The following is a 24,619-nucleotide window of genomic DNA, read 5'->3' on the forward strand; positions in this document are numbered from 1 at the left end:
CACAAAATGTCCAATCAAACACGCCAGATTGTCCAAGATTCGTTAAATGCCTTGTTGGAGGATACTGCATTTCTACCGGAGCTGCAGGGTGATGCCAGAGAGCAAGCCTTCACGTCCCTTGGCTCTATCCTTTCCACCCCCAACCATGTACATAAATCCTTTCTTCGCATCGCGCTCGAAAATGGAAGCGTTGTCAGAATCCCCGCATTCCGGGTCCAGCACAACAACGCCCTTGGCCCCTACAAGGGCGGCATCCGTTTCCATGAGTCCGTCAACGAGGAGGAAGTGATCAACCTTGCTTCCCTCATGACCTTAAAAAATGCACTCCACGACGTGCCCTATGGCGGAGGAAAGGGCGGTATCATTCTCGATCCACGCACCTATTCCGTAAAAGACCTGCATCTCATTTGCAAAAAGTACGTCCAATACTTCAGTGATATCATTGGTCCCGACAAGGATATCCCAGCGCCGGATGTAGGTTCTGGCGAAAGGGAGATGGACTGGATGATGGCCGAGTATAAAAGCATCCGTCCCGGCCAGCCTTATAAAGGAAGCTTCACGGGGAAAAGTGTCGTAAACGGGGGGTCTTTGGGGCGGCGGGAAGCAACAGGTAAGGGCGTCTATTTCACCTTCCGATACATGTTGCATGATTTCATGAAAGATCAACGTAAATTCCTAGCAGGCGCTAGCAATGACAACACCTTCGCCAGGACCGCACTAAAATACGAAGGACGCCCTCTTAAGCTCGCTGTACAAGGCTTTGGTAACGTAGGTTCCGTTGCTGCGCATGAGGCCTATCAATGTCAGTACCTTGAGAACAAGGTGGTTGCCGTTAGCGACCGGAATGTGACACTCTTCAATTCAGATGGTTTGGATATACCTGCTCTTGTCCGATTTTCCTCCCTCCACAAAGGCGACCTGCCTACAACAGATGAACAGCTCCAGGAAGCAGGTGTTAAGGCGGAAATCCAGGATCGCAGCAAGGTGCTCTATCTCGATGTTGATGTTCTGATACTTGCTGCACTTGAGGACCAGATCCACCTCGATAATATGGATAAAATAAAAGCCGGAATCATCGTGGAAGGCGCGAATGCCCCTGTCACAAGCGAGGCAGACCAATATCTCAGCGACAAAGGCGTCATCATCGTGCCCGATATTCTTGCAAATGCAGGCGGGGTCATCGTCTCCTATTTCGAATGGATGCAGGGGCGGGAAACTCAGTTCTATACTGAGGCGGAAGTATACGAACTTTTGTACAAACAGATGAAAACCACCATGGATACCATTCTTCCTGCTTTCTTTGGCGATCCGTTCCCGCTGAGGCAGAACTGTTATATCCATTCGGTGATGAAGCTTTCGACTGTGTTGTTCAGGCAGGGGAAGCTATACTGAGGATGCTTTTAAAAAAGCCTATCTCTAATTTTAAGCAACCACCCCCCGGTATCGGACACTCCCTCTCCTTCATATGATTAAACTGTTAACGCTAACAGAATATGTAGGGGAGCGATAAGATGAAAAACAAGCGTGCGTGGCTGCTTGGACTGTTCCTGATCGTTGGTCTCTTGGTCGGTTGTTATGAGAAAAAAGGTGTAGGTGATTTGGAAATAGGGATCGGCCGGGATGAGGATATGGAGGTTGCTGAAGTTACCGATACATTCACTGTAGACGATATTATTGCCGTCACCTATGGACAGGATGAAATTATTGGCGGCAGTGTGACATTCATCATTTTGAAAAAAGTCGGCATCAACGAGGAAATCATTTTTCAGTGGGAGGAGTCGCTTGACCCAACCTGGACCTGGTTTTCCATTGAAATCTATCCTCCTGAAGAAGAAGGTGACTATATCCTTCGCCTTACGAGCGGAAGCGAACTCTTGGGGGAAAAGAGTTTTTCAGTAGAATAATAATCAAACAAATCTTACTCAACATCAAAAAAGCATCGCTACAAGAAAGCGATGCTTTTTCTAGTCTATATCTATATCATTTCCTACTCATCCTTCTTGTATATCCCTTCAAACGTCACATCCATTCCACGCAAAGCAGTGCATCCTGCATTTTCTGTCACCTCGATGGTGTCCACTCCAAGCTCCAGGTTCAGCTCACATCCATATTCCAATTCGTGAAAAATTCCTTTTGTCCCGTCCACTACTGCCATTCCTTCTAGATCCCCTACGTGCCCTTCACTTGAGACTACATTTAAATGAAAGTAGAATACGTTCCCCGAAACATTGCTGATTTCAAGCTTTCCTTCATTGAGTTCATGCGTCCATACACCTTCCAAATTCTTTAGGTAATAAGGTGGAATGCGATAATCTACAGGGATCCAATCAATCGGGAAGTCATAGATGGAATTGGTGCTTGATGCGTAAACGGCATTCAGTCGATTGGCATCGTGATTGAAGAAGACATACACCTTCTCCCCGTTATGGGTGACTTCATTCAAGAAGGTGACCTTGTTATACTCCCCTACATATGCTTCATACTCCCCCCAGGTGACGTGCATATCCTCTTCCTCGGGGCTCACATAACTCCACCCGTCCATCACCCATTTCCCGTCTTCTTTTATAATCGTAAAATAAATCGTCCCTCCGTTGTCCCCATGCAGCTCGTTGGAAAATTCAATGGAGGATGCAATGATTTTCCCACCGGTATTCTCCCGCACCGAAAAGCGGATATCCATAGACGGGTACGGAGTAAGTGGCGCATCACATTCACAATAATACTTTCCGGCCAGCTCCTTCAGATGTCCATTCGTAAAAGCTTCGGAAGCATACTGAAGCAGTGCCGGTCTTAAAATGTCAAAATTGGCTGGGTTGCTTCTGTTGCTCCAATTGTATTCTTGACCCAGATCACGAAACGTTGCAAGGATTCCTTCAAATAGACCAGTGACAACCCCTTGAACCTCTTCATCCAGCAATTTCTCTTCTTCCTTCACTTCCTCTTTTGGATCCTCAGTTTCCTCGCCTTCACCACTGTCGTTCTCATTATTAATATCTGGCTCCTCTTCCATGTCTTCATTTATTTCATCTGAAACATTGACATTGCTTTCTACCGATATCGCTTCCTTAAAGAAAATCTGCTGAAAAATATAATAAGTCCCTATCCCCGCTATGAGGAATAAAAGCATCCAAACAAGCCACCTCTTTTTAATCATCATATCCCCCTAAACCACAATTTAAGTACCTATATCAATAGATGTGAATATTATTAGAAATATGAATTTTAATATCTTTTTTTATTTATCAGTGTTCTAATACCTATTAATTTACATAAATATGAGAATTGAAAATCCCATAATAAAGGAGCACGAATATGAAACTCACACGCTTAGGCCACTCATGTTTTGTCATCTCTACGAAAAAAGGTAAAAACGTAATGGTAGATCCATTTTTGGGACAAAATCCTGCTTGTCCACGGGAATTTCTTGAGGATAAGTACTTGAAGAAGATAGATACTGTGTTCCTGACACACGGGCACTTTGACCATATCTCAGGGCTTGCGGAGGTCAAAGCAGCCAATCCGGAGGTGTTAGTGGTTTCCCAATATGAGCTTGCTCTCAAGCTGATGGGTGAGGGATACAATGTTTTTCCTTTGAACTACGGCGGTACATATCGCGAGGCCACCTTCGAAGTGACGATGGTGAATGCGGTCCACACCTCCTCCTTCGGGGAAACCCAAGGGCCTCCTGAACTTGTCGGTCTTCCTTGCGGCTATGTATTAAATGTATACGGAGAAAAGGTCATCTATATTTCCGGAGATACGAATGTAATGGCGGATATGAAAATCATTCAGGACATCTATCAGCCAACAGTCGCCATCCTAGCTTGCTCCGGCCAGTTTGTGATGGGCGTGCGGGAGGCAGTATTTGCACTGAATAACCTGCTGGATGTAGAAAAAGTCATCCCATGCCATACCTTCCCTAAAGTCGAAGAGTCCGCAAACCCCGAAATGATGGCCGGCCTGGTTGAAGGATTCCCGGTCATTCAATTCATGATGGGACAGGATCAGGAGCTAAAAGGAGCGATGGAAGGGACAGATGTGGAGGTTTGTATTTTGGGATTCGGGGAGACACGGGATATTTAGGGACAGGTCCCTTGTCCCACTCAAGAATTAAGAAGCACTCTCCAAATTAGGAGGGAGCTTTTTTTTTGCCAAAAATAAGGAACCTGCCTCACCCCAGCATCGTCTATAATGGGAAGGGAGGAGGAATATGGAAACAATGGCAGAACATGATGTGTACCTATCGAAAGAAAAATTACTTGAAAGTTTAATCGAAGACTACGGAACAGAACTGAAACGGGTTGCCTACCTTTATGTAAAAGACCACTCGCTTTCCGAGGATATCATACAGGAAGTATTTATCAACTGCTATCATCATCTGGACTCATTTCGCCAGGAAAGCTCCTATCGAACCTGGTTGATGAGGATCACCGTCAATAAATCCAAGGATGCATTGAAGAGGTGGAGCTTCCGCAAATTAATTTCTAAAGCTGAAATTGAGCCTGAATTGCTCAATATGCATACACCTGAATCTGATACAGTCTCCGGAATGGAAAAGAAAGAGCTTATTCAAGCGGTGCTTACCCTTCCCATCAAGCTCCGCGAGGTCATTATCTTATTCTATTATAAAGATTTTTCAATTGTAGAAATCAGCAGCATCCTCCAACTAAATGAAAATACAATTAAAACCCGCCTATTCAGAGCCCGGGAAAAGCTGAGAACTAAATTAGAGGGGAGCGGCAACCTATGGACAAACAACTAAAAAGCTTAAAAAAAGATCTGGACCAATACATGTTGCATGAAATTACCATGACAACCGATGAAAAGAAAAGGATATTCCAAAAAGTCCTTGCACAAAAGAAGCCAAAGCTCCCTATCGGCTATTATGCTACACTGGTTGCCACCGCTGTACTTATCTGCATTTTCACACTCTCGCAGATTGATTTGTTCTCAAAAAAAGATCCAGGAAAGTCAGATGATGATCCAGCCATTCTCGTTCCTGATGAAGAAAAAATTCCCGAAAATCCAGTGGAGGAAAAGGAACCACCGCCTCCAATACAGGAAAAAGAACCTGTTGAGGAGAGTCCCGATATATATGAAGAAGCACCGATTTTTTACGAGACAGAGGATGGGGAATTCAAGCTTAAGCTTACAAAGGATTCAGATCGCGGAATCGGCATTGGGGATAGCATGGAGGAAGTGCTGGAAATCTTCGGGGAGCCGGATGATCGCCCTTTTGATGAAGCCACTCCAAACAATCCAATATTCCACTATTCCAATGAGGAAGTAGAAATGTTCAGCATCATTTTTACAGAAGGTCCTGAACCGAAAGTTGATTTTGTAAATACCTTTTATTACAGCAACCCTGTGAGCGAAGAATCCTTTTACACGGGTAGTTACGATTATATTCTGGATTTGAAAGCCAATATTAATATCTATGATGATGTTGAGATTGTTTTTTACTCCAATAACACTCCGTTGTACAATATGAAGCTTTTGAATATCGAAAAGCATCAGGATGGCCCTACTATGAAAGAAGCATATGATGCGGAAGAATTAACATTGGAAGAGTTTTTGGAAAAAATCAGTGAGAACGGTATGGAAACAGAAGTCATCAGGGATGAAGAAGTTCCTGAACTGATTACCGGCCTATATGACGGACTCGTCCAAACCTTTTGGGATTTAGGGGAAAAACATAATTGGGATAAATTTGAAAACCCTGCGGATTTTGAAATCCTGAAGCCCGAATTGCTAAACTATGCATCAAATTCTTTTACAACTACTGAGTTGAAAGAACTATCAAACAATCTATACGTTGCGACCGATGCCAAACATCTACCCGACCCATCCTTTCATAGCAGATTAATTGTCACAGAAAAAACAAATGACAAAATAATCGTGTCCACCATTGAAGTGGGTAATCATATTAATCCCTCAAGAACCGTGGATTTCACCTTAGTTAAAGAGGATGGAAAATGGGTGATAGACAGCTGGAACCGAATCATCCAGGATATTCACCTTAGCTGGGAGGAGTACAAGGCCTATATAGAACCCTATACGGACGAAGTCATCTTTTTAAGTGAAAAGAAGTCAGAAGATGGGAAAATAGTATATGTATTCTACATCCCAAAAAATGAGCAGGTAGCTGCCATATACGCATCAAATGGCATAGATATCGTATCCATCCCGGAAGAATGGATACCTGAGGAATATCGATAAGGGTCTGGCCCCTTGTAATTTATAATAAAGAAGCTCATCCCTCGAGGAAAAGCTTCTTTATTTTTTATGTTTATGACAACCTATCAAAAATTTGCGAAGAAACACTTTATTTCTATATAATAGTTCTGTGTAAAAGGATATTTCTAAGGAGACCAACAATGGAAAATTGGCTAACAGACATTATTAATGAATTTGGTTATTTGGGCATTATGTTCCTCATTGCATTAGAGAATATATTCCCACCCATCCCTTCTGAAGTGATATTGACCTTCGCAGGGTTTGCAACCACCACTTCCAATCTTAGTATCCTTGGAGTAGTTGTAGCATCCACAGTAGGTTCGGTTGCTGGAGCGATTGTGTTATATGTGATCGGTTTGCAGCTGGACGTTGAGAGGCTTGAAAAGATTGTCGATCGATGGGGGCATATCCTCAGAATTACAAAAAAAGATGTACACAGGGCCGATGCCTGGTTTGATAAATATGGACCCTGGACGGTGTTTTTGTGCCGTTTTGTTCCCTTGATCCGCAGTTTGATCTCCATCCCGGCTGGAATGTCGAATATGAATTTCGGTCTGTTCCTCCTGTTTACAACGTTGGGGACGCTGATTTGGAATGTTGTCCTTATTTATCTGGGAGCTTCTGTGGGGTCGTCCTGGGATACGATTGTGGAGTATATGGATCTTTATTCGAAATTTGTGTATATCCTGTTGATAGTGCTATTTATTGCACTTGTGGTGGTTTATGTGAGGAAGAGAAGAATGCGTAAATGATTTCGCAAAAAAAAAGCTGTCACACAAATCGATGTGTGACAGTTTTTTTGTTTTGGGGAACCGTGGGACACTGAGGGACACGGGACCTGTCCCCAAAAAACGCCCAAAAATGAAACCCCCTACCCTCCAGCGTCGTCTATTATGGGAAGGGAGGATGATTATGGAAAACATGGAGGAACATGAAAATGCCATTTCAAGGGATCAATTATTGGAAAGTCTGATAGAGGACTATGGAACAGAACTTAAGCGTCTTGCCTTTCTTTACGTGAAGGACCAATCACTTGCAGAGGTTATCATTCAGGAGGTATTTATCAGCTGCTATCATCACCTTGATTCTTTTCGTCAGGAGAGCTCCTATAAAACATGGCTGATGAGGATCACCATCAATAAATCAAAGGATGCACTGAAGCGCTTCAGCTTCCGCAATTTTATTTTCAAGGCGGATATACAGCCCACCCAACTGGATATGAATACCACCGAGTCGGCTACGGTAGCAGGAATGGAAAAAAGTGAGCTGATTCAAGAGATACTGAAGCTGCCTATCAAGCTTCGTGAGGTCATTATATTATTCTATTATAAAGAGATGTCTATCGAAGAAATATGCACTCTCCTCCAGATGAACGAGAATACAACCAAGTCACGCCTTTTCCGGGCCCGTGAAAAACTAAAAGTGACGCTTGAAAGGAGGGAAAACGCATGGAAAAGCAACTAAAAAGTCTGACCAAGGAGCTGGATCAGATACTTTTGAAAAACATTACTTTATCCTCCAATGAGAAAAATAAAATACTGCAGGGCATCCATGAAAAAAGGAGAAAACGTCCGATAGCCTATTATTCTGCGCTGGTTGTAGCAGCTGCGCTTGTCTGCCTATTCACCTTTTCACAGCTGGACTTCATGAAAATAGCCCCCGGTATGTCCGATAAGGAGCCGCCTATCGTGGAGCCACAGGAAGAGGAGCCGGATGAATTGCCTGAAGTGGAGAAAGAAACTCCGGACGTGCCGGAGGAGGATGAAAATGATTACTCAACCTCACCTACCTTCTATATGGACGAAGCAGGAGTTTTCAAACTGAAACTTTGGAAGGATTCAGAGCAAGGGATTGGAATTGGTGACAGCATGGAGAGAGTATTGGCAATTTACGGGGAACCTGCTGAACGATTTGACAACGATGTCAATCCAAACAGTGAGATTTTCAAGTATCGTCATGAAACGCTTGATTCACTTACGATTATTTTCACTGAGGAGACTGAACCAAAAGTAGAGAGTATCAGTGCATTCTATAAATTTAACCCTATCGATCCATTATCCTTTCCTTCGGATTGGTATGGCACAATTTTAGATTTGGTCTCCAATCTAAATGTTTACGGGGAGAAGGAAATTCTGTTCTTTCAAAAGGAAGATAAGTTCTACAATGTAAAGCTGTTGGATAAAAGTAAACATCAGGATGAAACAGAGATGAAAGAGGCCTATAATGCGACAGAATTGACTCTTGAAGAATATCTTGAAAGAGTCATAGAGAAAGCGGATGAGGAGCTAACGGGAGAAGTCGCTGATGAGGATGTTCCCGCTTTGGTAGACTATTTGATGGATAACATCATTCAAACCTTCCATGAGCTGGGTGAAGAATACGATTGGGACACTCACCATGGTAAATTGGCAGATTTTGAAATCTTAAGACCAGAATTAAGAGAGTATGCTTCAACTAACTTAACAGAAGGGCACTTAAAGTATATTAAAGATGAATTTTATATAGGAAGGGATTCAACTTTCTTACCGTCGGATGGCTTTGATATTCGATATACTGTTTTGGAGAATACAAGCAATAGAATTGTCATTTCGACAATTGGCCTTACTGGATACATCGGTAATCCCGAAACCGTATACTACACGATAATAAAAGAGGATGGCAGATGGATTCTGGATGATTGGGAAAGAGTAGGCGTTGATCAGGAATTACTGAATGTGACGTTTGATGAGTTTAAAATCTATATTGACTCCTGGGGGAATAAGCTTGATTTTCTGCACGAGGTATCACATGAAGGGGAAAAGATTTTTGTCTTTAAAGCTTCGGATTATCACCAAGTAGAAGCCGTCTACGCTTCAACCAGCATATTTGTTCCAAATGATAAAATACTTGAAGAATGGATACCCGAGGAGTATCGAAAAAGCGAAACACCATGACCGTAAATAGAATATAGCAGCCTCCAATCTTTGGCAGGCTGCTTTTTACCATTATTGGAAATGGAATGCCCCTTCACTTCGACAACCGATCAATCGTTTTCGCCAGCAACAATGTCCGTTCAGGCAGGGTTTTGATTTCGAGGTACTCGTCCTCGCTATGTGCGTTCCCTCCTACCGGGCCGAGGCCGTCAACGGTGGCGACACCAGTTGCGGAGGTGAAGGATGCGTCAGATCCTCCTCCTGTGGCTGTGTCGAATACCTGAAGGCCGATTTCCTTCCCGACTTCTTCGATAAGGTGTAGCAAGGATACCGTTTGCTTGTTCTTCTCCATCGGCGGGCGGCTGATGGAGCCTTTGAGAATAATCTGAGTGCCGGACACATCCGTGGTCGCGCAGATTTCCTTTATTTTTTCCTCCAGGTACTTGGCCTGGTGCATTTCAGAAATGCGGATGTCCACATGGGCGATCGCGATTGGCGGGATGGTGTTGATGGAAGAACCCCCTTCGATCAGTCCGACGTTGACACTGATGCCTTTTTCATAGTCACTCAGTGCATTCAATTGGATGACTTTATGCGCAAGCTCCTCGATGGCGCTCCGACCTTTTTGCGGCTCGATTCCGGAATGTGCCGCTTTTCCTTTTACGATCACGGTATAGCTTCCACCGCCGCGTCTCGCTGAAACGAGTGAGCCGTCCTTGCGTGCAGGCTCCATAATGAGCGCGTATTCCTTGCCTTGGGATTTTTCCTCGATCAGCGGTCGCGAAGTCGGGGAGCCCACTTCTTCATCACTGTTCAAGATGATCAGCATATTTTTATAGCTCTCACTCCCGGACTGTTGCAGTGCTTTGATGGCATATAAAAGCTCGACCTGACTCGACTTCATATCCACCACCCCTGGTCCGTAGGCTCTGTCCCCTTCTATTCTGAACGGGCGCTCGGCCGCTGTCCCCAACGGAAAGACGGTATCCATATGGGCTACCAGAATAATTTTCGGATCGAAAGCGTCCTTATGCTGGATAATCAAGTTATTTCCGTACTTCTCCTCTTCCCTCACCTCAACGGTAAAGCCCAGCTTCTCATATTCCTTTTTCAAAATGGCTCCTACGCGGTCGATTCCTTCCTTTACGTAAGTCCCACTATCGATGTTCACCAGTTTCTCTATCAATTGAAGCATCTCTGCTTGGCTCTGCTGTAAATACATCTCCACTATTTTACATCTCCTTTGTTTTGGGGACAAGCGACCTGTCCCCCCTACCCCCGGACAAACGGGTAATGACAAGCAACAAAATGCCCGGGTTTTTCTTCTCGTAATTCAGGTTCATCCACTTTGCAATTGTCTTGTGCATACACACACCTCGGATGGAAGCGACAGCCTGAAGGCGGGTTGGCCGGACTCGGCATGTCACCTTCCAGGATGATGCGTTTTTTCTTATCTCTCAGGGTCGGGTCGGCTAAAGGCACTGCCGACAGCAGCCCCTCCGTATAAGGATGAAGCGGTCCATCGAATAGCTGTTCCTTCGTGGTGACCTCGACCACCTTCCCAAGGTACATGACGGCAATCCTGTCACTGATATGCTTCACTGCCGGCAGTCCATGGGCGATAAAAATGAACGTCAGGTCGAATTCCTTCTGCAGCTTCACCATCAGATTCAGGATTTGCGCCTGGATCGAAACGTCCAGTGCAGAAACCGGTTCATCACATACAACGAGCTTCGGCTTCAAGGCAATCGCCCGCGCAATCCCGATCCGCTGGCGCTGCCCTCCACTGAACTCGTGCGGAAAACGCTTGGCATAGGATCGGTCGAGGCCGACAACATCCATCAGCTCATTGACCATTTCCTTCAGTTTCTTCCCTTTTGCCACACCATGGGTGACCAATGGCTCTGCGATAATTTCGAAAACTCGCATTCTCGGATTCAACGAAGAGTAGGGATCCTGGAAGATCATCTGGATTTCTGCGCGCTTTTTACGCAATCGCTCCCCAGTGAGGGTGCTTAAATCCTCTCCCTCGAAAATGATTTCCCCCTCCGTTTTGTCGAGCAGCTGCATAATGAGGTTGCCTGTCGTGGACTTGCCGCAGCCGGATTCCCCCACTATACCGAGCGTTTCACCCTTTTTTACTAGTAAGTCTATGCCGTCGACGGCTTTTAGGTACTGCTTATTTCTTTTTAATAGACCTTCTGATACATCAAAATATTTCTTCAGGCCCCTGACTTCCAACAGATACTCGTCTGTCTTTTCCACTACCTTCATTTCTGACATCTAGATGGCCACCTCTCCCTCTTCATGCAGCCAGCAGCGGACCTTGTGCCCTGCGGACGTTTCCTCCAGTAGCGGCGCCTCATGCGCACATTTTTCCATGGCATATGGACACCGTGGCTGAAATCTGCAGCCCTTAGGCATTGCAGAAGGAATCGGAACCGTGCCTTCAATCGTTAAAAGCTCCTCGTTCCGCTCATGAATTTTCGGTGTACTATCAAGCAACCCCTTCGTGTATGGGTGCTTTGGGCTACTAAAAAGCGTGAACACATCAGTGTGCTCGACAACCTGGCCCGCGTACATGACAATGACGGTATCGACCATCTCCGCCACGACTCCTAGGTCATGGGTAATCAACATGATGGAGGTATCAAAATCACGTGTCAGGCCCTTCATTAGCTCGAGGATCTGCGCCTGGATGGTCACGTCGAGCGCGGTCGTCGGTTCGTCCGCAATAAGCAGCTTCGGGTTGCACGATAGCGCCATCGCAATCATGACACGCTGCCTCATCCCTCCGCTCAATAGATGCGGATGCGAGGAATAGACCTTCTCCGGCCTCGGTATCCCCACCCGGCGGAGCATGTCGATGCTTTTCACCTTCGCCTCTTGTTTGGAAGCGCCTTGATGCAGTCTGATAGATTCAGAGATCTGGTTCCCCACTGTAAATAACGGATTCAAGGACGTCAGCGGCTCCTGGAAGATCATCGCGATCTCGTTGCCGCGCAGCTTTCTCATCTCTTTTTTCGAGAGCTTAGTCAGGTCCTTCCCTTCAAAAAGGATCGACCCTGCTTCAATGCTTCCCGTTGCCCCGATGAGCCCCATGATCGATAGGGAGGTCACGCTCTTTCCGCAGCCGGATTCCCCGACCACCGCGATCGTTTCCCCTTTTTTTATTGAAAAAGAAACACCGTCCACAGATGGGATGACTCCGTTCTCCGTCTTGAAATGGGTTTGCAGATCTTTCACTTCCAACAGTGTTGTCACGTTACAACCTCCCCTTTATTTGCGAGTAACGGAGCGCGGATCCAGGATGTCCCGGAGCCAGTCTCCCAGAAAAATGATGCCAAGTACGGTGATGGTGATGGCGACACCAGGAAAAGTGGCGAGCCACCAGCTTGTCGCAAGATAATCCCGGCCGTCACTCAGGATTCCGCCCCACGAGATCGTGGGCGGCTGAATCCCTAGGCCAAGGAAGCTGAGCGACGCCTCCAGAATGATCGTCGTCGCCACACTCAATGTGGAGATGACGATAAAAGGCGACACAACATTCGGCAGTAGGTGGCGCATGATGATTTTCGAGTGCCTGACCCCTATGGAGCGGGCCGCTTTGACGAACTCGCGCTCCTTGATGGAGAGCACTTCCCCACGGACAATCCGTGCGTATGTGACCCAGTTGGTGATTCCAAGGACGATGATGAGCGTCGTCACACTCGGTCCGAATATGCTTAAGATTACCAGTGCAAATAGTATGGTAGGGATTGCGAGAAAGGAATCTACTATTCTCATAAGCAGGTTATCGAGGAATCCCCCGAAATAGCCCGCGATCAGGCCAACGAAAACCCCGATTGCCCCCGCCAGCACAACCGCCGCTATCCCGACAAGCAAGGACACCTGAGAGCCATAGATGATGCGGCTCAGGATGTCGCGCCCGAGATTGTCCGTTCCCAATAGATATTCTTTGGTGCCGCCCTCCGACCAGAATGGAGGTTTCAGCATCATCGCCGGATTGATGAGATTAGGGTCATGAGGCGCCAGCACCTTAGCGAAGACCGCTACCGCAATTACGCAGAAAACGATGATAAAACCGACCGTCCCCGTTTTACTTCTTAACAGCATCCTTGCCCATCGGGACATAGGTCCTGTCCTTCTATCCGCCCCACTTGCCACTGGCTGGTGGGACACGGGACCTGTCCCTAAATTAATTTCCGCCATCTACTTTTCCCTCCTTCTAGTTGAATTTGATTCTTGGGTCCAATACTTTGTAGATTAGATCGGCTAGCAAATTCATTAAAATAACCATGAAGGCGATAACGAAGACGCTTGCCTGGACGATGGCCATGTCCCTTGTGTTGACTGCCTGGATGAGTAGCTGCCCGAGTCCCGGCCAGGAGAAGATGGTTTCGGTGATAAGCGTTCCGCCGACTACGGTGGAGGTCTGCAGCGCCGTGATTGTGACAACCGGAATCAAGGAGTTTCGCAGCGCATGCTTGTTCACGACAAAAAAGTCATGGATCCCTTTGCTTTTGGCGGTTCGGATATAGTCCTGGTTCAGGATTTCAAGCATGCTCGAGCGGATCAGCCTTGTCATCTCGGCCGCGATCCCTGTGCCAAGGGTGATGGCCGGCAGGACGAGATGGGCGAATGTTCCCCGACCTGAAACCGGAAGCCAGCCGAGCGTCACCGAGAATAGTAGAATCAGCATGATCCCAAGCCAGAAGTTCGGCATGGCTTTACCAAGCACCGCTCCGCCTGTTGCGAGCAGATCAAGCGAGGAGTTCTGCTTTGTCGCAGACCAGATGCCAAGCGGAATGGCGATGACGATCGCGACAAACATCGCCGCTATCGCAAGCTCAAGTGTAGCCGGCAATCGCTCCAGCACCAGTGGCAGTGCGCTGGAATTGTATCGGAACGAGTCCCCGAAGTCTCCCTGCACCAGTCCCTGCATGTATGTAAAATATTGAATATGAAACGGCCTGTCCAATCCAAGTGATGAACGGAGCTGATCGATGTCCTCCTGGCTGGCGTCCTCCGGCAGCATCAGTGCAACTGGATCCCCCGCTACGAAGACAAGGCAGAATACGATAAAAGAAATGATAAAAAGCACGGGTATGATTTGTAAAAGGCGTCGAACCAGGTATTTGCCCATCATTTCACTCCTTATGATGTAGAGGACCAGGGAATAATCCCCAGTCCTCCTTCAAGTCAGTGTAGGTTTTTATTTCTTTTTAATGGTAGGGACGTAGATCATTTCGTCCGGATTCGGGTCAAAGCTGATGCGGTCGCTGACTCCGATGTTGATCTTTTCCTGGTGAAGCATGATGTGCGGTACTTCTTCCGCAGCAATCTCTTCAATTTTCTGGATCTGCTTTTCGCGTGAGGCAGGATCCATGTTATTCGCAGATTCATTTAACAGCGCTTCGATTTCATCGTTTTTGTAGTCGGTTTCACCTGCAAAACGCTCTGCTCTGTACCAGTCAACAGAGTAGGCACCGTCGAACATGGAGTTACCAAGACCTAATAGGTACGCATCCTTGTTTTTCTTCGCCGAACGCATCTCAACGAAATTACTCCATTCCATGAATTCGATGTTCACTTTCACATTAACTGCTGCAAGCATACCGGCGATCATTTCAGTGATTTCCGCATCCTGCAGGTAACGGCCTTTCGGTGCATGAAGCGTCATTTCAAAGCCATCTTCATAGCCTGCTTCTTTCAAAAGTTCCTTAGCTTTATCTACATCATAGTTGTAGGTGTCATGAAGATCCGGATTGTGCCCGAAGTTTCCAGGGCCTACACGCGTACGGGTCGGCACCCCGCCGCCCTTCAGGACATTTTCCGTAATGGCCTTATTATCGATTGCATAATCCAAAGCTTGACGGACACGGACATCAGAAGTCGGGTAGCCTTCTGTTGAACGAAGGATCAGCATAATTGTACGGTTGGATGTCTCCTGCACGATGGACGTGCCATCATTGTCGTTCACGCGGTCCCAATCAGCCGGCGGTACGTTGACAGCAATATCCACGCCACCAGTCAGAAGCTCGGAAACGCGAGTGGAGTTCTCTGGAATCACGCGGAATACCACTTCATCCCACTCTTCCACTTTTCCTTCATAGTAATTTTCAAACGGCGTCATCACGATGCGGTCATCCCTCACCCATTCCTTGAAATGGTAAGGACCGGTCCCAACCGGATTCTCCAAGAAATGATCCCAGCCTTTTTCGTTTATGTATTTGCTAGGCAACATCCCAGACCCCAAACGGGAAAGTCGGTGGAATAATGACGGCTCCGGTGCATGCGTCACTACTTTAAAAGTAAGGTCATCCACGATTTGGACTTCTTTAATCTGCTTATAGTTCGGATACTCCTTCAACGTATCATCTGTCGCAACACGTTCAAGCGTGAATTTTACATCCTCTGATGTCAACGGATCGCCGTTGTGGAAGGTCACACCCTCCTTCAGCTTCATTTCCACTGTCAGGTCGTCTATTTGCTTGAATGTGTCGACCAATTCAGGATGGATTTCGCCTTTTGCATCCTTTTTGAACAGGTAATTGAACATATTGTCATGTACTGCCTCTGTGGACGTATTGTTATGGTTGTGGATATCAAAACTCACAATATCCGTCCCCATCGCAATCGTTAAAGTGCTGCTTTCATTTTCCGGGGTCTTTCCATCATTGCTGTCATCTGTCCCTGTTTTGGTATTGTTTGAACACCCTGCCACAAGTAAAGCCGTGATTGCCATCACCATCATGAAGCTCCAAATAGATTTCCTCTTTCTCATTCCTTATCCCCCTTAAATGTTGTCAAATGAAGCTAAAAGCTTTATAGAAAAACAAATAGAAAGCAGCATCCATTTGTTTACTCCCAAGTTCAAGTTTCCTGATTTCCATCACTTACTTAGCCAAGCTAGATAATATTTTCATAAAGAAAGAATAATCTAAAAATTATAAAAAATCAATAAGGTAATTACAAGATTTGTCATAGATATAAAATTTTAGTAGGTATTTTGGTATGGGTATGAGGTGGGATTCGGGACTGAGGGAACAGGTCCGTTGTCCCGGTTTGGGATATATAAGGTAACTAAAAAAAACGTACCTGCAACCAGCAAGTACGCTTACTTCTTCACTTAAAATATCTATCCATTGCATTCATCCAACTTTCAAATATGACGAAAACTATTTGGTCACGGGGCTAGACCCCATTCCTCATACTGGGCCTGTCCCTGCAAACTTTTTAGCCCGAGTTGATGATTTTTGTCGAAATATGCGTTATATCGATATCTGCCCTGTTTTCGTTGATATATTAAAATTTTCATTGATATATGCATATTTTCGTTGATATCTGAACGGATTCATCGATATATTGAAATTTTCGTTTATATCCCACTTCAGGACACAAAAAATGCGGTTGCAACATAGCCTGAAATGAAAAAACTCGTCAGATTGACGAGTTTTTTCATTTAGAACCAACCATCAAGAGCCCTTATGATACATATACTGATAGGATTTTGATGTTTCTACCATCCCTAGCTCGAGATAGAGAGTGGTAAGCCAGTGAATGGAGCGGGTGTCTGCGGGATCGAGCTCGGGCTCCCACAGGAAGCATTTCACCGCTTTTTCCAGCTGTTTAAGTCAACGGGGACAATGGACCTGTTTCCAAAATCACGTTGCTTTCCTTCTACCAGCCACCATCACGCCGCCGATCATCACAAGCAGCACGCCCAATAGCATATAGTTGAAAGCAGATGTCGCTGTCACAGGAAGCTTGTTCCCGTTGCCTTTGCCAGGCTTTGTACCGTCTCCCGGTTTGCCGCCACCTGGGTTGTTGCCGTTTCCAGGGTTGTTGCCATTCCCATTGCCATTCCCATTGCCCGGCGGATTGTTGCCATCGCCCTCACCCGGATCCGTACCGTCACCATCGCCAGGGTCCGTACCCTCCGCGCTGACCTTCACCACAACAGTCGTCAATGGATCAACTGTAATTCCCACAGCAGTCAACTCTACGCCAGTGACGTCAGAAACTTCCTCAACGCCTGCTTCATCAGCATCAACGACTACCACACCTTCCGTTAGGTCTTCACCCAACGTCAATGCTCTTGCCTCCGTATCAGCATTCACAAATACGTAATACATATCGCCATTTGTCGCTTCATTACGATACGCAACCACGAGATCCTGGTCACCGATTTCCGGAGCGTCGATCATCGTCACATTGGAATCTACCAATTCCTTGGAGCCCAATCTGAACGCATCAGTAGATCTACGTAATTCAATCAATCCAGCTGTATATTCGCGAGTCACATTGTTCACCGGATACTGCTCTGCATCCGTTGCTTTTTCCCAATCGAATCGGTTGATGATGTCCGATGAGTCATAGGAATCATGAATGAAGTATGGATATTGGAATGGGTTGCCGTCCTTGTCCGTCATATAGGTGGACTTGTAAGGTGCGGTGTCCGCTTCCGCTCTCCATTGCTTCGTGCGGCCGAATTCCTGGCCGGCATGCAGGAATGCCGTACCTTGGGATGTGAGGATCATCGCGTTTCCGACACGGATGCGCTGATGAATCTCCTCGTTATTTTCCGGAATGTCCGGATCCTTTTTAATTGATTGAGCGATAACATCGTACAGCGTCAAATTGTCGTGCGCCTCGATGTATTGCACCACATCGCCAGGGTCATCTGCCTTGAAGTTTCGTGGCTGCCCTTTGATGTTGTCAAAAATCTGCGCCACATCACGCTCTCCGCCAGTAATGAAACGCGCTTGCCCTTCCGAACCGAAGCCTGATTTCAGCTCATTGCGGATTTCATCAGAGAAGCTTGCCACCGATTCCGTATGCTGCATCCATTGCTGGTCTGCTGCTTGCACCGGCTCGCCTTCATCTCCTGCAAAAGTGACCCAGCCTTCGCCGATCATGACGATGTTCGGGTTCAATTTTTTTGCTTCGTCATAGGCAATCTGGATGCTTTCCGCATCGTGGTCGCCCATCATATCAAAGCGGAACCCGTCCACCTTGTACTCGTCGACCCAATACTTGATGGAGTCAACCAATACGCGGCGGGACATTTTGTGTGTCGTACCGAGACGTCCGCCGCCAAAGCTTGTTCTTGGCGTTCCGTCAGCGTCCATGAAGTGGTAGTAGTTCGGGACAAGGTCCTCAAAAATCGAAACCTGTGCCGTGTGGTTGTACACCACATCAAGTACCACACCCATGTCGCGTTTATGAATTTCGTTGATCAGATTCTTGAATTCATTTATTCTCAATTCCGGATCATTCGGGTTTTCCGAGTACATGCCGGATAGGGAAAAATAACTGTGCGGGTCATAGCCCCAGTTATAGTTCGTATCCGTGGACGCGTAGTCCAGCATTCTCTCACCATTTGCCAGCTCATTGCTGAAGTAATAGCTCATCACCGGCAGCAATTGAATGTGGGTCACGCCCAATTCCTGAATGTAATCCAATTTTTCCACGAAGGATGCAAACGTTCCGAATTGCGCTTTCAGGTCGTCTGCAATATTTGGGTCGGATGTGAAATCACGAACATGCAATTCATAAATGATTGTGTCTTCGCGCTTTTCAAATCCTGGGATGTCAGCATAGTCAAGCTTAGGTCCGATGGAGGAAACATCGATGATTGCCGCTTTTCCGACAGGATCTCCCGCTTCGTTGTTCCATGCAGCCATTGATTTTGCATAAGGGTCCAGAGCAAGCTTCGTCTCCTCACCATGGGTAATTTCGTAATGGTAGTAGTAGCCTTTCAAGCTCTTCAGACCTGTGTTGTCCTCATCCAGCTTCACACTCCAGACACCGCGGTCGCCCTTTGTCATCGCCACCGTGTCCACCACTGTGTCCTGATCGTCCTTGTTATAAAGGACCACGGAAACGTCGTCCGCTTTTGGAGACCAGACCTTCAGGGTAGCCGTTCCGTCCTTTTGAAGTTCGGCACCAAGCTTGCCGTCATAGCCGTACATCTCATCAATCAGCTTCCAGCCGGATTTGACCGTGATCGTGCGGTCGCCATAGCTGACGGTGTATGGCAGCTTTTCTAAATCAAACGTTCCGTGAACCGACACGCGCTGTGCCCCGTCTAATGTTACGTCTTCAATCGCAACATCGTTTCCATCCAAGTCCTTGATCACCAATTGCTCTTTCAGTTCCTCAAGATCCAAGCCCTCTGTTTTGGTAAAAAGAAGCGTGATTTTCTTTTCTGACAGAACCTCGCCGGACAACAATGCAACTGCAACTGTCCCGTAAGGATTCGTGTACGCCTTATCTTCGCCCTCTTTTACAAAAAGCTGGTTATATTGCTGAAGCATATCGAAGGACATATCTCCAGTCTGCTGTCCTGTTTGCTTGTTGACAAAAAGGAAGCCCATTGTTTGTGCATCTTCTGTAAGTTTGATGTCGTAATAAGCACCATATTTGCCAATGCCCGCAGCATCAGCCGCACCGTTCGGCCAGAAATCAGATGGTGCTGCGACATCGCCCCAGTTCCATAAGCCCCAACCATCATAATCGGCATTGTGGCGTTCATAGTGGATTCGCACCATGTCTGCCGGAAGGTCCACCGGCTCGTATAAAAACACTTCATCAGAGCCCTGCTTGATCCATACTTCGTTCAGTTCCGGGGAGAAAAGCTCAACCGCTTTATCGCCGCCATCCTTGTCTCCGTTCGTAGTATTCAAAACAAGGAATCCAATATTTCGTGCATCTTTCTTTATTTTCACATCAACATACGCACCATAATCCGTCACCTGACCCGCTTCAAAAGGTGTTCCACCGCTTGGCCAGTTTTCGGATGGTGCCGCTACGTCTCCCCATAGCCAAAGACCAAGGTTTTCGTAGCTGTTGTCGGTGCGCTGATAGTGGATGCGTAGCGTGTCTTCACCGATTTCGCCAGGCTGACTAGGCTCGTCCACGACAGGAACATCGCCATTTTCCACCGTGAATAATACCGTTCCGCCATCCTCCATCGCTGGAATCGTGAATGTCACTTTTCCTTCTGCTGTTGCTTCATAGGTCTCTCCAGAGTAATGGTTCGTTACCACTGCATCCGCCGAACCAAAGTTCAGTGTCACTTCTTTTGCCACTGTAGCTGTGTTCAAGCCGACATAGACACTCTCTTCGCCATAGTTGCGGGAGAAAATCAGGTATTTGTCACTGTCAGAGCCTGCGTTTTTCTCGCGGTTCCCTTTGGCAAATACGTCCGTATTGTCGTTCCGGAATGCCAATAACTTTTTGTAATGCTCCAGCACATCGTTACCTTCCACCTGATCCCATGGAAGATTCGGGCGGTTGTCGTAGTACGGGTGGTTGTTCTTGCCAGGCAAGCCAAGCTCTTCCCCGTAATAGATGACAGGCTGCCCTTTAGAAGTAAGCTGCAAGGATGCTGCCACCTGATATTTACCAAGATCGCCGCCGACTGCCTCCAGGAAGCGGTCTTCATCATGGCTTCCAAGGAATTGACCAAGTGTCGCCGTGTTGGTAAGCTTGCCGTTGCGTGCCTGAAGCTTTGTTTCGACCGCATTGATCTCGCCGTTCACAAAGTCTTTTGCATAATTTTTAAACTCGAAATCAAGCAGGGAGTCCATCATTCCCGAGTTCAGGTAGCCCTGGTCATTACCGACGCTGGCGCCCCAAGCCTCCCCGATCAGCTTGTGTTCCGGCATTTCTTTTGTCAAAGCGTTTTTGAAAGCCATCCAAGTTGTGTTCTCGACATGCTTCACCGTATCCACACGGAAGTAGTCGATTGTGTTGCCGTTCGCTGTCCTTGACTTCTCGATCCAGTCCGTCTGCCACTGGACGATCTGGTCGCGAACCTCGGATTCCTCTGTTAAAAAGTCCGGTAAGCCTGCAAGTTCCCCACGAACCGTATCCGTTCCGCCAGCACGAAGCATGCCATCAAAGCGGGCACGGTCCTCATCTGTCGGGAAGTTTGGAATGCTGCTCGTGTCGCCAGCCTTCAATCCATAACCTGTATGATTCAATACCACGTCGACCATAATCTTGATGCCGCGGTTGTGCGCTTCATCAATCAGCTCATGGAAATCAGCCATCGTACCGAAGTGAGGATTCAGTTCCCCGAAATTGCTCGCCCAATAACCATGATAGCCATAGTAAGGCGTATTTGGATCGTCATTGTATCTAACATCATGCTTGATATTTTCCACCACCGGATTGATCCAGATCGTGTTGATGCCAAGCTCGTCCAGGTAATCAAGCTTTGCGGTGATCCCCTTGAAATCTCCGCCCTGATAAGTGCCGTACTTAGACTTGTCATAGCCGATTCCGTAAGGGTCGTTGTTGGAGGAATCGCCATCAAAGAAACGGTCCGTCAGCATAAAATAAACCACTGCCTCATCCCAATCAAAGTCCGCTTCCTCACCAGTGAATGTGCGCGCCTTCACTTCAAGCGTAGCTTCGCCAACATGGCGGTTACCGAACTCATCAATCGCCGTGATTGGCAAGGTTTTCACACCAGCCGGCACGTTCTGATTGACCGCTACTGTCACTTCTTTAAGCGCAGGGTCTATCAGGACTTTCTCTTTTCCGCCGATTGCGGATAGATTGATAGAAAGCTCACGTACTGGCGTATCTTCGCCTGTGCCCAGGTCCACTTTTACTACAGCATTTTCGTTGTAATTAACCGCTGCAGGCTCCGCTGTTCCACTTACATTCAGTTCCGCAACCTGATATTTGACAACGGACTTGCCATCGACTGTATTATATGGATCTGTAACCTCGCTTGTGGAACCATCCACTGTCACAAAATACGTATATTCATGCTCGCCAGGTGGAAGGTCGTTGTACGTATATGTAAAACGCTCATTCTCCATTTCAGCCTGCATGTCATATTTCTCGCCTAAAATGGAAAGCTCCACTTTTTCGACCTTGCCCATTTCCCCGTTCGCATAAAGCTCTTTGTCACGGAAAAAGAAATGCGCATTAGCATCCTCCACAACCGGCCCATTGACTTCCGGCACTTGGAAAATCTCCTCCTGGCCGCTCGTCACCTGAACCTTTGTGATGGACTCGTTCTTGTTCAGCGTAATATAACGGTCATTCTCACCGTCCTTCGCTTCCCAGTTCCCTTTTCTGACAATGAATCCTACGCGCTCCGCTTCTGGACTCACCGCGATGGTAACATACGCCTTCCCATCCTTCACCTCTGTAAAATCAATCTGATCATCCTTGACGCCTGTCCCCCAGACCCAAAGATTCCAGCCATCATAGATCCCATCAGCCCGCTCATAGCTGAAGCTGATCTTGCGTTCCCCCGTATCGGCAATCACACGTGGCGCGACGCCTGCAAACATGGAAACCACAAGAAGAACCGACAATAGCATTGCCATACCCCTTTGAAACTTCCTCCTCATGAAACCTTCCCCCCCCCTTTGTTTGGCTAAAAATTACAGTGGAAGCGTTTGCACAAAATGTCGTAATTTGTTAATTGTGAAATCGTTTGCACAAAGTTGCACAGATAAGCGATTCCTAAACTAGTAAGACTATCAAACTTATGCAAACGCTACCAATCTACCTATATTTAAAGATACTATGAGTTTTCTAAATAATCAATAAAATGTTTTAGGATCAGTTATCGAGAGAGTCGTATTGCTTGGCTAGCTACTACCAACTTTCTTGCTATTTTATAGCTACTTTTCTACTCCTTACTACATTTAAATCGTAATTGATTCTCTCAATTAGGTGATTTCACCAAATATAAACAAATTACGTTCCTTATAATGAATTATTTTATATAAATTAAAGGTTTTTATGTTCTTTATAACGAATTAAATCTGTAAACATCTATAAAGGAGGAATATATAAATGGCGATTTTAGTAACAGGCGGTGCTGGATACATAGGTAGTCATACCTGTATTGAGTTATTGAATGCTGGTTATGAACTTGTAGTTTTGGATAATCTGGTGAATAGTAAATTTGAATCTGTACGAAGAGTTAAGGAATTGACGAACAAGGAATTCCCTTTTTATAAAGTTGATTTACTACATATAGATAAACTTGAAGAGATATTCAAAGAAAACACCATTGATGCAGTCATTCATCTTGCTGGTCTCAAGGCAGTTGGCGAATCTGTTGAACAGCCTCTTTTCTATTACCATAATAACATCACCGGTACGCTTAACCTATGTAAGGTTATGAGTCTTTATGGGGTGAAAAATTTAGTATTTAGTTCTTCTGCCACTGTGTATGGTTTGCCAGATAGCGTGCCCATTACGGAAAATTCCCCTCTCCAAGCAAAGAATCCTTATGGACAAACAAAATTAATGATCGAACAAGTTCTGCAGGACCTTTATCAGTCAGATAAAGAATGGAGTATATCCTTATTGCGCTATTTCAATCCAATAGGTGCTCATGAAAGCGGCCGACTCGGAGAAGACCCCCAGGGAATCCCAAATAACTTAATGCCTTATATTACACAGGTTGCAATAGGTAAACTTCCTGAGCTTCATATTTTCGGTAACAATTATTCTACAGCGGATGGTACAGGTGTCAGGGATTATATTCACGTGGTGGACTTGGCGAAAGGGCATGTATGTGCGTTAGAAAAAGTTTGGAAAACAACAGGAGTAGATGCGTTTAATCTTGGAACTGGCAAGGGGTATAGTGTCTTAGAAATCGTTCAAGCTTTTGAAAAAGCTTCGGGGGTAGAGATTCCATTTCGAGTAATTGGACCAAGACCTGGAGACATCGGCGCATGCTATGCAGATCCTATTAAAGCAAAAATAAATCTAGGTTGGCAGGCGCAAAGGGGCTTGGAGGAAATGTGCAGAGATGCATGGAGGTGGCAAGAGCAAAACCCACTTGGATATGAAACGAATAAAAAAGATACTACATTAAAGTTGGATGTACTTCTGTAAGTAATTTATATATATAAATTTATAAATTAATACATGCCATGATTAAAAAGAATGTATTTCTAAAGCACCCCTCCACTTTGTTAATAGCAGGCTCGCAATTCCGACCCTGCTATTAATTGTAAAAATTAATAAATACATTGATTTATCACAGTCCATCTTGTTCAACGACAATTTCTGAGGAAATTGTCGAAATCACTTCGCCAAACTTCCGGTGGTGTGGAGTCCAGTCTTAGTAGGCAAATAACTATATTACTTACGATACGGAATACATAGGACGGGCTTGGATCAAAAGGATAAGTATCGCTTTGGGAGGCCTCTTGGCTGGCTGAAACAATTTTTTCGTCTACATCAAAAAGAATTCAGCTTATATATCATCAATATATTTTCTCCGTTACCCTATCATTATATTGATCTACCATAGATTTGATTTTTCTTAAAATATTTCGCGGTGGTGGGGCACCGGACCTGTCCCCAAATGTTCGCCAAAAACCACCACCGTACTCGCTTTACCATGCAGAAATTGTTGGGATTTTTGTTGTTTATCCTTTGTTTAAGGGAGGTAATTCAATACTAGATACTTCGAA

17 protein-coding genes are annotated in these 24,619 nt (G+C 46.0%); 9 read left to right on the top strand and 8 right to left on the bottom strand.

Annotated features, from left to right (window positions below; genetic code table 11):
• Positions 1-6: 6 nt before the first annotated feature.
• The gene (locus tag ACFVAD_RS00985) at positions 7-1,392 is read left to right on the top strand and encodes a Glu/Leu/Phe/Val family dehydrogenase (protein ID WP_386634999.1); all 1,386 of its coding nucleotides are present in this window, start codon (positions 7-9) and stop codon (positions 1,390-1,392) included.
• A 119-nt stretch (positions 1,393-1,511) separates the two neighbouring features.
• Positions 1,512-1,904, top strand: coding sequence for a hypothetical protein (locus tag ACFVAD_RS00990; protein ID WP_386635002.1), 393 nt, complete (start codon positions 1,512-1,514; stop codon positions 1,902-1,904).
• An 83-nt stretch (positions 1,905-1,987) separates the two neighbouring features.
• On the opposite strand, the gene ACFVAD_RS00995 is transcribed toward ACFVAD_RS00990, so the two are convergent.
• Positions 1,988-3,157: a hypothetical protein gene (locus tag ACFVAD_RS00995; protein ID WP_386635005.1), complete on the bottom strand. Its 1,170-nt coding sequence runs from the start codon at positions 3,155-3,157 to the stop codon at positions 1,988-1,990.
• Between the two features lie 155 nt (positions 3,158-3,312).
• Between ACFVAD_RS00995 and ACFVAD_RS01000 the strand changes: the two genes are divergently transcribed.
• The 6 genes from ACFVAD_RS01000 (at position 3,313) to ACFVAD_RS01025 (ending at position 9,170) form a co-directional block, all read left to right on the top strand.
• Positions 3,313-4,083 (top strand): metal-dependent hydrolase, encoded by a 771-nt coding sequence (locus tag ACFVAD_RS01000; protein WP_386635008.1) that lies wholly within the window; start codon positions 3,313-3,315, stop codon positions 4,081-4,083.
• Between the two features lie 127 nt (positions 4,084-4,210).
• Positions 4,211-4,762 carry a sigma-70 family RNA polymerase sigma factor gene (locus tag ACFVAD_RS01005; protein ID WP_386635011.1) on the top strand — a complete coding sequence of 184 codons (552 nt, stop codon included), beginning with the start codon at positions 4,211-4,213 and terminating at the stop codon, positions 4,760-4,762.
• Positions 4,747-6,219 (top strand): hypothetical protein, encoded by a 1,473-nt coding sequence (locus tag ACFVAD_RS01010; RefSeq protein WP_386635013.1) that lies wholly within the window; start codon positions 4,747-4,749, stop codon positions 6,217-6,219. Before ACFVAD_RS01005 ends, ACFVAD_RS01010 begins: the two co-directional genes overlap by 16 nt.
• A gap of 158 nt (positions 6,220-6,377) precedes the next feature.
• Positions 6,378-6,989: a DedA family protein gene (locus ACFVAD_RS01015; protein ID WP_386635016.1), complete on the top strand. Its 612-nt coding sequence runs from the start codon at positions 6,378-6,380 to the stop codon at positions 6,987-6,989.
• A gap of 160 nt (positions 6,990-7,149) precedes the next feature.
• Positions 7,150-7,701, top strand: coding sequence for a sigma-70 family RNA polymerase sigma factor (locus ACFVAD_RS01020; RefSeq protein ID WP_386635020.1), 552 nt, complete (start codon positions 7,150-7,152; stop codon positions 7,699-7,701).
• Positions 7,686-9,170, top strand: coding sequence for a hypothetical protein (locus tag ACFVAD_RS01025; RefSeq protein ID WP_386635023.1), 1,485 nt, complete (start codon positions 7,686-7,688; stop codon positions 9,168-9,170). Before ACFVAD_RS01020 ends, ACFVAD_RS01025 begins: the two co-directional genes overlap by 16 nt.
• Before the next feature lie 73 nt (positions 9,171-9,243).
• Here ACFVAD_RS01025 and ACFVAD_RS01030 read toward each other — a convergent pair whose 3' ends face one another.
• The 7 genes from ACFVAD_RS01030 to ACFVAD_RS01060 all read right to left on the bottom strand — a co-directional run bounded on the left by ACFVAD_RS01030 (position 9,244) and on the right by ACFVAD_RS01060 (position 22,531).
• Positions 9,244-10,371: a M20 family metallopeptidase gene (locus tag ACFVAD_RS01030; RefSeq protein ID WP_386635364.1), complete on the bottom strand. Its 1,128-nt coding sequence runs from the start codon at positions 10,369-10,371 to the stop codon at positions 9,244-9,246.
• Between the two features lie 50 nt (positions 10,372-10,421).
• Positions 10,422-11,432 carry an ABC transporter ATP-binding protein gene (locus tag ACFVAD_RS01035; RefSeq protein ID WP_386635026.1) on the bottom strand — a complete coding sequence of 337 codons (1,011 nt, stop codon included), beginning with the start codon at positions 11,430-11,432 and terminating at the stop codon, positions 10,422-10,424.
• Entirely contained in the window at positions 11,433-12,413 is a 981-nt protein-coding gene (locus tag ACFVAD_RS01040; RefSeq protein ID WP_386635029.1) for an ABC transporter ATP-binding protein, read from the bottom strand. It lies immediately after the preceding gene.
• 15 nt (positions 12,414-12,428) lie between these two features.
• Positions 12,429-13,283, bottom strand: a complete 855-nt coding sequence (locus ACFVAD_RS01045; RefSeq protein ID WP_386635367.1) for an ABC transporter permease — start codon at positions 13,281-13,283, stop codon at positions 12,429-12,431.
• A gap of 94 nt (positions 13,284-13,377) precedes the next feature.
• Positions 13,378-14,295: an ABC transporter permease gene (locus tag ACFVAD_RS01050; protein ID WP_386635370.1), complete on the bottom strand. Its 918-nt coding sequence runs from the start codon at positions 14,293-14,295 to the stop codon at positions 13,378-13,380.
• 69 nt (positions 14,296-14,364) lie between these two features.
• Positions 14,365-15,936 carry an ABC transporter substrate-binding protein gene (locus ACFVAD_RS01055; RefSeq protein ID WP_386635032.1) on the bottom strand — a complete coding sequence of 524 codons (1,572 nt, stop codon included), beginning with the start codon at positions 15,934-15,936 and terminating at the stop codon, positions 14,365-14,367.
• Positions 15,937-16,816: 880 nt separating this feature from the next.
• Entirely contained in the window at positions 16,817-22,531 is a 5,715-nt protein-coding gene (locus tag ACFVAD_RS01060) for a pullulanase (RefSeq protein WP_386635035.1), read from the bottom strand.
• 451 nt (positions 22,532-22,982) lie between these two features.
• Here ACFVAD_RS01060 and galE point away from each other — a divergent pair, with 451 nt between their 5' ends.
• Complete coding sequence (gene galE / locus ACFVAD_RS01065) at positions 22,983-24,035, top strand: UDP-glucose 4-epimerase GalE (RefSeq protein WP_386635037.1); 1,053 nt, start codon at positions 22,983-22,985, stop codon at positions 24,033-24,035.
• Positions 24,036-24,619: the final 584 nt, after the last annotated feature.

It is taken from the genome of Sutcliffiella sp. NPDC057660, assembly GCF_042800035.1.
GTDB lineage: Bacteria > Bacillota > Bacilli > Bacillales > Bacillaceae_I > Sutcliffiella_A.